We start from the raw sequence: 11457 nt of genomic DNA, 5'->3' as shown, positions 1-11457 counted from the left end.
CACAGAGAACTTTGAGGTTTTCGGGCACTTCCTCCAAGGTAGCGCTGGTTATATTTGTTCTGTCGGTTGAGGTACTGGCCGATGGGGGTCATGCGGCCCCGATAACTGAACCCCTTCTTCTCTCTCTTCTCGCCCGGCGGTTCTCAGAACCGCCGGGTTCTTTCGTCATGGAAGACTCATAGGATGAGAAACCATGAAAGTTGCCCAATTCGCCTGTGTGCTTTTCGACTTGGACGGGGTGCTGGTGCCCACGACCATCCTGCACAAGGCCGCCTGGAAGGCATTGTTCGATCAGGTCCTGCCCGGGAACGTCCCGGCCTATACGGAGCAGGACTACTACGCTTACGTGGATGGCCGGCCCCGCTATGACGGTGTCGACGCCCTGCTGCGCAGCAGGGGTATCGAATTGGACTGGGGCAGCCCCAATGACGATCCGCAGCTGGACACCGTCTGCGGCTACGGCAATCGCAAGAATGTGACCTTTGAGCGGATGCTGAAGCAGAAGGGCATCGATCCCTACCCGGACACAGTGGATCTGCTTCGGCACCTGCGCGCTGACAAGAAACGTCTGGCTGTGGTGTCCAGTTCGCGCAACACGGCCGAAGTCCTCCAGGCTGCTGGAATCGCCGGATACTTCGACACTGTGGTGGACGGCAATCTCAAGGACGAGATGGGTCTTCAGGGCAAGCCTGCCCCGGATACCTACGCCTATGCGGCCAAGGTGCTGGGCCTGCGCAATGAGGATGCCGTTGTGGTCGAGGACGCCCTCTCTGGCGTGGCCGCGGGTCACGCGGGCAGGTTCGGACTGGTCGTGGGCGTAAACAGAGGCGCCGGCCGCGAGCAGCTGCTCAAGGCGGGTGCGGACCTGGTGGTGGATCAGTTGATCGAGCTGATCGACGACGATGCCAGCGAGCGTGGGCAGGGGGAAGACCCCAGTCTGGATGAGGATCGCTTCCCTGTGGAGGAGTGGGGGCTCAGCGAGGTCGGTCGGCCTGATGCGGTCAGTGCCACAGTCTTCTCGGTCACCAACGGCTCCGTCGGTGTCAGGGGCGAAGGCGGCGGGGAGCGGTGCCTGGGCAACGGCACCTTCCTGAGCGGTTTCCATGACACCTTCCGGATAGCCCATCCCGAAAGCGCCTACGGATATGCCAAGGTTGGCCAGCTGATTCAGGGAGTGCCCGACGCTTCGGATTTCACCCTCAAGGTGGAGGGGTTGCCCTTGGGTCGACCGGAGAAGACCACTCAGCGTCTGGACTTCCGAACCGGAATCGCGACCACCGCCAATCTGTATGATCTGGGCCATGGCATCCATCTGAAGACCGTGCTCACCCGCATGGTCTGCCTCTATGACCGCAGCCTGACCGTTTGCACGCTGACTGTTGAGTCACCCGACCGGGACATGGCTGTGGTGGTCGAGGGGCCGGTCAACGCCGACAACCCCCGACATGTCAATTCCAGCGACCCCCGCAAGTCGACCTTTGTGGACGGCTGTGGAATTCACGAGGTGCTGGACAATGCGGTCTACGGTGAGCTGAGTGCGGATTGCAGGGTCTTTCGCTGCAATAATTCACGGCTCAGTCTGGCCCTGGGCGTCCGTCAGTTCAGGGACGGCCGACCTGTCGAGGGATCCGGCTGGCGTATGGATGTGCCCAAGGGCGGTTCCACCCGTCTGGTCCGTTACGCTGTCTACCGCAGCCACCCCATTCTTCCGGCTGGTACCAGCGGCAACGGTCTGGTCGTCCAGACCCGGGGCGAGGGGACCAGGAATCTGGTCGAGGACTGCCGTGATCGGTTGGAGGAGGTCAGCACCCTCTCTCTGGATGAGCTGGAGCAGCGCCAACGGGAATGGCTGGATCGGTTCTGGGAGCGGCAGGATATCCGCATCCAGGCCGATGATGGCGGTCGTACCCAGCAAATGGTGCGCTGGGAACTCTTCCAGCTGGCCCAGTCCACGGCCCAGATCGAGAACGGTGTGGGCGCCAAGGGTCTGAGCGGGTCCGGCTACAGCGGCCACTACTTCTGGGACACCGAGATCTACATTCTCCCCTTCCTGATCTATTCGGCGCCTGCTCGGGCAAGAGCCGTCCTCCACTACCGCTACCTGATGCTGCCTGCCGCCAGGCGCAGGGCCTGCGCGCTCAACCTGAACGGCGCCCTCTTCCCATGGAGGACCATCGATGGCGAGGAGGCCTCCGCCTACTTCCCTACGGGCACGGCCCAATACCATATCGATGCCGACATCGCCTACGCGGTGGCCCAGTATGTGCAGGTCACCGGCGATGAAGACTTCCTGCAGGCCGAGGGCATCGACATCCTGGTTGAGACGGCCCGTCTCTGGATGAGTCTGGGGGGTTACAAGGAGGACGGCCGTTTTCACATCCACTGTGTGACCGGCCCTGACGAATACACGGTCCTGGTCGACGACAATCTCTACACCAATCAGATGGCCCGGTTCAACCTTCTGGCTGCTTACAAGGCCTACCGGCACCTGCTCGAGAAGCACTCCGACCTGATTGGCGCCATCCGTGAAAGGCTGCACTTCGACGACGCTGAGACCGACACGTGGTCTCGTGCGGCCGAGGCCATGTTCGTCCCCTTCGACGATCAGGAGGGTGTCCATGCCCAGGATGCCCAGTTCATGCAACGCCCCCGCTGGCACTTCGGCCAGTTCACGGCCAGGCCCCTGCTGCTGCACTACCATCCGCTGGTCATTTACCGGCACAAGGTGCTCAAGCAGACCGACGTGGTCATGGCCCTCTACCTGCTCAGCTCCTGGTTCACCCCGGAGCAGAAGCTGGCTGACTTCGACTACTACGATTCGCTGACCACCGGGGATTCGACCCTGTCTGCAGCCTCCCAGTCCATCCTCGCCGCCGAGGTGGGGCATGATCAGCTGGCCATGCAGTACTTCCGTCGGTCCTTGTTCACGGACGTGGACGACCTGCATGCCAATACGACCGATGGCATCCACCTGGCCGCCTGCGGAGGCGTCTGGTCCAGCCTGGTCTGTGGTTTTGGAGGCCTGCGCGACACCGGTGGGACCGCGCTGAGCATTAATCCCCGCCTGCCTTCTTCTTGGCGCTCGCTGACCTATGAGCTGGAGGTGCGGGGCACCAGGTTCCAGGTTGCTGTAACGACAGACGGTGTCGATCTGAAGCGCTTGTCAGGACCGGAGCTGGACCTTCTGGTTCAGGGGCATCCCCGCCATATATGACCTACGGATTCCGGGCTTAGACACGCCCGGAATCCGGGGTTGCATCTGCTCCGGGCTCCAATAAAATAGGCAACGCTTGACGAATCCAGGGCGGACATGCGCGGCGTTGCAGAGGCGGGGAACATAGCCGGGCGTCATCATCGGTCAGTCACTCTCCCGGACGGTCACGGCAATGAGAAGAGACCAGATCAGAGAAGTTCAACAGGGAACGTGAGGGTGTCCTCCAATGTATGTCGATTCTGCGAAGAATCAGCACAGCAACAACCTTCGATGGATTCTCCCCTACTGCAGGCCGGACGCCGGTAGAATAGCCGCCGCCCTCCTGCTCTTTACGGGGGATAAGGTCCTGGTCATGCTTATGCCCATTTTGGCGGGCATGATCGTGGATCAGGTCATTGGCCAGGGGCACGAGGACCGGCTGCCCAGGCTTTGTTTCGCCATGATAGCCGTCACCCTAGGGCGCAGCGTCTGCCGCTACGGCTATCAGATGTTCATGGAGCGTTTCGGTCAGAACACCATCTATCGACTGGTCAGCGACGAGTACGAGAAGCTCCACGACATGGACTTCACCTACTTCAACCACACCCGCAATGGCGACATCATGAGCCGGATGACCTCGGACACCGATGCCATCCGCCACTTCGTCTCCTGGGTCTCCTACAACATCCTGGATGCCGTCTGCCTCTTCGCCGGGTCCTTGGCTGTCATGTTCACCATCGAATGGCGGCTGGCCCTGGCCCTGCTGGCCGTGACGCCGTTCCTCTTCTACTTCACCTGGCAGCTTTCCAAGCACGCCCACCCGCTCTTCTATGCCATCCGCAACTCGCTGGCATCCCTTAATTCCATGGTCGAAGAGAACATCGAGGGCAACCGGGTAGTCAAGGCCTTCGTCCGCGAGCCCTATGAGACCGAGAAGTTCGATCGGCATAACGATGACTATATGCAGCGCAACATGGACTCCGCCCGCAACAGCCGCACCTATATGCCCTGGCTGGACGGCTGCTCCTACATGCTCCAGCTGATTACCCTGATTCTGGGCGGCTGGTTGGTCATCCGTCAGCAGATGACCCTGGGTGCCCTGGTCTCCTTCAACAGCTTCCTGTGGATGATTGACGGCCCGGTGCGCCAGTCCGGCTGGCTTATCAACGATGTGGAGCGTTTCAACGCCTCCTGTGTCAAGATCCGTCGGCTGCTGACGGCCGAGCCCAGGATCGTCGAGCGCAAGAACGCCCAGGCCGGTGTGGTCCAGGCGGCCAAGGTCCGCGCCAAGGTCAACGGCGAACAGACCGGTGACCCGGTCAGGATTCGCGGGGACATCCGTTTCGACCATGTCAGCTTCGCCTTCCCTGACGACCCGGAGACCCCCATCCTCAAGGACATCGACTTCCATGTGGCGGCCGGCACCCGGCTGGGCATACTGGGGGAGACCGGATCGGGCAAGTCCACCCTGGTCAGCCTGGTGGCCCGCTTCTACGACCCCACCGTGGGCCATGTGCTCATCGATGGAATCGACGCCAGGCAGTGGCCCTTGGACCTGCTGCGGCGGCAGGTCAACATCGTGGCACAGGACACCTTCCTCTTCTCGGACACCATCGGCGACAACATCGCCTTCGGAGCTCACCGCGACGACGAGCAGTACGTCAGGACCATGGCCTCCATGGCCGGCGCTGACTCATTCATCAACCGGATGCCCGAGGGCTATGACACCGTGGTGGGCGAGCGCGGGGTTGGCCTGTCGGGTGGACAGAAGCAACGGCTCAGCCTGGCACGGGCCCTGGCTGACGACCCGGCTATCCTGATCATGGACGACACCACATCGGCCGTCGACATGGAGACCGAGGCCACCATCCAGCGGCATCTGCAGGAGATGGAGGGCACCAGGACCATGGTCACCATCGCCCACAGGATCTCCTCCATCAAGGATTCCGACCTGATCCTGGTCCTGGACCACGGCAGGATCGTGGAACGCGGGTCCCATGAGGATCTGGTCCACGCCCACGGCCGCTACTACCGGATATACCGCAAGCAGTTGGGGCTGCAATCCGGACAGTCGGTAGGATTCTGACACATCAGCAGGTTTGACAAGGTGAGACGATGAAGCAGCAAGAGCAACGTTCGGCTGGCACCGCTCGCAGGAACACCTTCCGCGAGGACGAGGACCTGGAAGAGCAGATCGATTTCGGTGACATCAAGCGCATAGGGGCCTATCTGAAGCCCTACCTGCGCCAGGGGGTGATCATCCTGGCGGCGGTCCTGTCCATGAGTGCCATCGCCGTGGCCATTCCCTACATGACCAAGACCATGATCGACACGGTCATCCCTTCCAAGGATCCGGTCCGGCTCTTCGCGCTGGGCGCGGTCTTCCTGCTGGCAATCGTGGTCTATGAGCTCCTCCTGCGCTACCGGACCGTGGCCATCACCCAGGTGGGCCAGCTCATGCTCAAGGACATGCGCAGGGACCTCTTCACCCACATCCAGACCCTGCCCTTCTCCTACTTCGACTCCCGGCCCCACGGCAAGATTCTGATTCGGGTGGTCAACTACGTCAACACCCTCTCGGATACCCTGAGCTCGGGTCTGATCAACGTCATTGCGGACATCTTCACCTTCCTGCTGACCCTGGTGGTCATGTTCGTCATCGACTGGAGGCTGACCCTCTGGTCCCTGGTCCTCATGCCCCTGCTGGTGCTTTACGTGCTGGTCCTCCAGCGCTTCCAGCGGCGGGCCTTCCAGCGTCTGTCCAACAAGCAGAGCAATCTGAACGCCTACATCCATGAGTCCATCGCAGGGGTCAAGACCACGCAGACCTTCGTCAGGGAGCGCGAGCAGTTCCAGACCTTCCAGGAGCAGCAGGGCCAGGTTCGCAGCGCCTGGATGCGGGCCGTGCACATCCAGTACCTGATGTGGCCAGGAGTGCAGAACATCTCCACCATCACCATCGCACTGATCTACTATCTGGGGATCACCGGCCTGGGTGGCGTGCAGGTGACCACGGGCATGTTGATCGCTTTCATCGGCTATGCCAACAACTTCTGGAACCCCATCATCAACATCGGCAACTTCTACAACCAGCTGATTACCTGCTCGGCCTACCTGGAGCGCATCTTCGAGACCCTGGACGTCCACCCGGAGATCGAGGACCGCCCCGGGGCCATAGAGTTGCCACCGATCAAGGGCAGGGTGGACTTCAACGACGTGGTCTTCAAGTATGAGCCCGGAGGCCGCAGCATCCTCAACCTGGTGGACTTCCATGTGCCGGCAGGCAGCACGGTCGCCCTGGTAGGGCCCACGGGCGCCGGCAAGACCACCATCGTCAACCTTCTCTCGCGCTTCTACGACGTGACCGAGGGCAGCGTCTGCGTGGACGGGCATGACGTGCGCGACGTGACCCTGTCCTCCCTGCGCCGGCAGATGGGGGTCATGCTTCAGGACACTTTCATCTTCACCGGCAACGTGCGCGAGAACATCCGTTACGGCCGCCTGGATGCGACCGACCAGCAGATCGAAGAGGCCGCCAAGGCCGTCCATGCCCACGAGTTCATCATGGAGCTGCCCGACGGCTACGATACCAAGGTCGAGGAGCGCGGATCCACCCTCTCCGCCGGTCAGCGGCAGTTGATCGCCTTTGCCAGGGTCCTGCTGGCCGACCCCCGCATCCTGATCCTGGACGAGGCGACCAGCAGCATCGACACCCGCACCGAGGAGGCCCTCCAGGCAGGACTGGCCCATCTGCTCAAGGGGCGGACCTCCTTCGTCATCGCCCACCGGCTGTCCACCATCGAGAATGCGGAGCAGATCTTCTATATCGATCACGGGCAGATTGTGGAGCACGGCACCCATCAGGAGCTCCTGGACAAGAGGGGCGCCTACTATCGGCTGCACGAGTCCCAGTACGCCATGATCCGCACAGCCAACGGCGATTAGGCGCAATCGGCACAGCCTGGCGATGATGCAGGACAGGATAACCAGGTTCAGCAGGATTCGGCTGCCTCTGCTCAATAGCAGGCTGACCTATGCGTTGGTTCTGGTCTCTAGCTAGCAGAATTACATCGTTATAAAATCAGTAGCGACAAGTCAAAGCCGACAGGATCGGCAGCCAGGGCAAAGGAGCAGACCTTGAGCAATACGGTTCATAAAAACGTCGAAGGAGCCGACCCCTACGGGTATCTGATGGTGCACTTCATCGAAGACCCCCAGGGGTATGCCGAGCGCCTCTACTTCGACCTGTCCCGGGGTGACGACCCTCTGAAGTGGGATCCGCTGTACGGGGGCAGGCCGCTGCTGACCTCGAACCTGGGCACCACCGGTCTGCGGGATCCCTACATGGTGCGTGACCCGCGCAACGGCCGGATCTATGTCATGGCCACCGATCTGCGGGTGTTCGGCGGCGATCAGTCGCAGGGTAGTGGTTGGGAGCACTGGTCCCGCCATGGCAGCACCAAGCTGATGATCTGGTCCACTGACGACCTGATCCATTGGTCAGGTCCCTGGCCCTTGGATGTGTCCTTGCAGCAGGACGGCAGCAGGGTCCCGCTGGGCATGGCCTGGGCGCCGGAGTGCCTATGGGTGCCCGACTATGAGGGACCGGGACAGGGGGCCTTCGTCCTCTACTGGTCATCCAAGCTCTTTGACCGGGATGATCCCGACCATGCCGACCCGTCGGCCTACGACCGGGTGCTCTGGGGCTCGACCACCGACTTCAGCCAGGAGCATTTCCGCTATGGGGGAGTCCTTATCGATACCGGTCGTAATGCCATCGACACCACCATGGTCCAGTGCCCTCTGCCTGGGGGCGGCCTGCGCACCTACCGGGCCACCAAGGACAACGGCTTTGGCAGGGGCATCTGGCTGGACAGCACCGACAATCCTAGATGGTGGCTGCCACAGGCCCGGTGGACCACCATCCAGGAGCGAATCGGCGCCGGCTGGTGCGCCGATGGCAACCCCTCGGGTGTAGAGGGTCCGGCCCTCTATGCCGACCATGCCCGTAACCGTTGGTATCTGCTGGTGGATGTGATTCCTTCAGTGGGCTACAGGCCCATGGTCAGCGACAATCCGGACACCGGGTTCGACTATGCCCGGGAGCAGGACTTTCATCTGCGCCCCCATACCAAGCACGGCGGAGTCCTGTCCCTGACCCGGCAGGAATACGAACGTCTGCGCCCTCTGGCGCAGCAGAACTGAAGTAAAAGAACTGGGAAAGGAGCAAGATATGGACAAGGCCTGGAGACCACCTATGGGGTGGAATAGCTGGGACAGCTACGGGACCACCGTCACTGAGCAGGAGGTGCTGGACAACGCACAGGTCATGCGCGATAGGTTGCTTCCGGTGGGCTGGGATACGGTTGTCATAGACATCGCCTGGTACGACCCGACCGCCAGGGCCCATGGCTACAATGCCAAGGCGCCTCTGGTCCTGGACGACTACGGCCGGCAGCTGCCGGATCCGGTCCGGTTCCCATCGGCGGCCGAGGGTCAGGGGTTTGCCCCTCTGGCCGCTCGAATCCACGATCTGGGGTTGCGCTTCGGCATCCACGTCATGCGGGGTATCCCCAGGCTGGCGGTCGAGCGGAACCTGCCCGTCCTCGGCACCTCTTATACAGCCGCCCAGGTGGCTGACACCACCCACGTCTGTGCCTGGAACCCCGACAATTACGGCCTGGACCAGTCCCATCTGGGAGCCCAGGCCTGGTACGACGCCCAGGTTGACCAGTTTGCCCGTTGGGGAGTGGACTACCTGAAAGTGGACGATATGCAGGCCCCCTTCATGGACCGTGAAATCGACGCCTATGCCCGGGCCATCCGCAAGGCCGAGCAGGCCCATGGGCATTCCATGACCCTCTCTCTGTCCCCGGGCACCCGGGTGCCCACCACCCACCTTGGTTTCCTCCAGGATCATGCTCAGCTCTGGCGGATTTCGGACGATCTCTGGGATCGTTGGCAGGATCTTTATGCCCAGTTCGCCCGTCTGGCCCGCTGGGCTCCCCTGCAGCGCACAGGTCACTGGGCTGATGCGGACATGCTGCCCCTGGGGCATATCGGCCTGCGGGCCGAGCGGGGCGGGGACCGGTCCAGCCTTCTGACAGCCGACGAGCAGCGCACCATGCTGACCTTATGGGCCATGGGGCGTTCGCCGCTTATGGTGGGCGGCGACCTTCCCAGCAGCGATGAGGCCACTCTGTCGCTGCTGGACAACCCGGTCCTGCAGGAGGTTACCGCCGGCTCGGCCGACAACGGTGAGATCATCCGGGAGCCGGTCGAGGGCGGGGACGGCCAAGACAAGAAGGTCTTAGGCGAGGAGATCGTCTGGAGGGCTCTGGCCAGCGACTGGGCTGACGGAACCCCCTCGGCCCATGCCGACGGGGTCTATGCGGCTGTCTTCTGGACCGGGGATCGCCCCCGGCGGATCAGGACGGCCCTGTCCTCCCTGGTGGGACTGGATAAGGCGGACGGGACCTGGACCCCGGTCGATTTGTGGCGGGACCGAACCACCGAGCCTGCCCAGATCAGCCTGGAAGGACAGGGTGTCGATCGGGAGCTGGTGGCCCTTGTGCCCGCACACGGCGTGGTCTGGGTGGCGCTGGATCCCCGCTGAGACTGCTCAGCGCTTGGAACCCCAGATGCAGACGTTGTCGCCCAGGGCGCTGAAGGTCATGACCGTCCGGTGATCCTTGTCCCTGGGTAGCCGGGCGAAGACCCCCTGGTAGGTCACGGTCCCGTCCTCCTCCTTGAGGTCCATGGACAGCCGTCCCTGGTCGTCGACCTGCCAGTGGCCCTGTCGCGCTCCGGTCACCTGGCCGCCGGGCTCCAGTCGGATGTCCACGGCCTTGACCACGCCCCGGTATCGGGTGCTGTGAGTGTCGGTCACCTTGCGCGGCCCCTTGAAGAAGATGGTCGGATCATGCTCCACCAGCTCATAGGTGCCGGCCTCGTCCTTGGCGGGGCCGCCGGCCTTGGTGCCCAGATACTCATAGGGGGCAGCCACCAGCCACCCGTCTGCTGTGGGCATCAGCTGCCGGACCCGGATCTGATGCTCCTCCTTGCGGTCGGAGAATCTGGTGTGGTAGACCACGTAGTCCCGGCCGTCCTTGTCATGCAGGGCCGTGTTCCCACCCTGGGAAACCTCGATGTCGCTCTTCTTGTCCCCGCTCCACTGGTAGGAACCCATCAGGCGGATGCCTGTCTTGCTGGTCCAGTTGTCGGCCTCGCCGCTGGTGGCGATGGCCGGGTTGCCCTGCTGATCCAGGTAGGGGCCGGTAATGGAGTCCGAGCGGAACATCCGCATCTGGTAGCCGCCGGTCTGCACCAGCTTGCCATAGGAGAGGAAGAGGTACCAGTGGCCGTTGGTGTGCAGCAGCGCCGATCCTTCGCCTGAGTTGCCGAAGCCGCCGGCGAGTTTGTGCCCGTAGTAGGCGTCGGACTGGTTGGCCTGGGTGGGGTAGGTGGTGGAATAGTCGCGCAGCCCGGTCTTGGGATCCAGGCGGATCATCCAGATGCCGCCGAACCAGGAGCCGAAGCTCATCCACAGGCCCCCCTGCCCGTCATCCTTGACACAGGCGTCAATCGCATTGATACCCGTATCCGTGTAGGACTGGTAGCGGTCCAGCTTCGGGTCAGAGCCCAGCACCTTGGGAACGTCGGTGTTCATGTAATTGGCCCGGGTGAAGCCGGAGTAGACCACTGGTCCCACATAAGTCCAATCGCCGTCCACCCGGTCGGCGGTCAGCAGGACGATGACCGAACGATGCTCTGCCCCGTTCAGGCTCAGGTACATGCACCACTTCTTCATGGTGGCGTTGTAATAGACGTCGGGCGCCCACATGTTGCCGGTCACATCCGGATTGGAGGACTGCTTGGGCCAGTCCTTCCATATCTGTGCAAAGATCTTCTTGTAATCGCGGCTCAGATTGTTGGTGAAGGGGGTCCAGTTGACCAGGTCGGTGCTGCGGGCATAGGCCCGATGCGAGCCGAAGACGTAGTAGTTCTTGCCTGAGCGAACCACGGAGGGGTCGTGGACCGAGACGCGCTTGGGCTCCTGGGTGGCGGCATTTGTGCCGCTGGCCGATGGCTGCTGGTTAGAGCAGGCGCCCAGCGCTCCTGTCAGCAGCACCGCCAGACCCGCCGTCAGGGCAGTCAGGGCCTTCATGGCCCGTCCGGTGCGTTTGGGTCTTCTCATGGTTCCTCGCTTTCCGTGGAGGCAGTCCGATCGACATCGATGACGACCCGCGGCGTATGGCCGACCT

The 11457-nt window shown here is 62.5% G+C and carries 6 protein-coding genes; 5 read left to right on the top strand and 1 reads right to left on the bottom strand.

Features of this window, described 5'->3' with window-relative positions; translation table 11 throughout:
• The first annotated feature begins 193 nt into the window (after positions 1-193).
• From ACUIAF_RS05445 to ACUIAF_RS05425, 5 genes are all read left to right on the top strand, one after another.
• On the top strand, positions 194-3214 hold the full coding sequence (locus ACUIAF_RS05445) for an HAD-IA family hydrolase (protein ID WP_445338059.1): 3021 nt from the start codon (positions 194-196) through the stop codon (positions 3212-3214).
• 226 nt (positions 3215-3440) lie between these two features.
• Positions 3441-5279, top strand: coding sequence for an ABC transporter ATP-binding protein (locus tag ACUIAF_RS05440; RefSeq protein ID WP_445338057.1), 1839 nt, complete (start codon positions 3441-3443; stop codon positions 5277-5279).
• A 29-nt stretch (positions 5280-5308) separates the two neighbouring features.
• Positions 5309-7138, top strand: a complete 1830-nt coding sequence (locus tag ACUIAF_RS05435) for an ABC transporter ATP-binding protein (protein ID WP_445338055.1) — start codon at positions 5309-5311, stop codon at positions 7136-7138.
• A 192-nt stretch (positions 7139-7330) separates the two neighbouring features.
• On the top strand, positions 7331-8398 hold the full coding sequence (locus ACUIAF_RS05430) for a glycoside hydrolase family 43 protein (RefSeq protein ID WP_445338053.1): 1068 nt from the start codon (positions 7331-7333) through the stop codon (positions 8396-8398).
• A gap of 52 nt (positions 8399-8450) precedes the next feature.
• Complete coding sequence (locus ACUIAF_RS05425) at positions 8451-9809, top strand: glycoside hydrolase family 27 protein (protein WP_445338052.1); 1359 nt, start codon at positions 8451-8453, stop codon at positions 9807-9809.
• Between the two features lie 6 nt (positions 9810-9815).
• On the opposite strand, the gene ACUIAF_RS05420 is transcribed toward ACUIAF_RS05425, so the two are convergent.
• On the bottom strand, positions 9816-11390 hold the full coding sequence (locus ACUIAF_RS05420; RefSeq protein WP_110416740.1) for a glycoside hydrolase family 43 protein: 1575 nt from the start codon (positions 11388-11390) through the stop codon (positions 9816-9818).
• Between the last annotated feature and the right edge of the window lie 67 nt (positions 11391-11457).

Source organism: Bifidobacterium sp. ESL0822, from assembly GCF_052606675.1.
The sequence above is the reverse complement of the archived record's forward strand: the minus strand, read 5'-3'. Positions and strand labels throughout refer to the sequence as shown.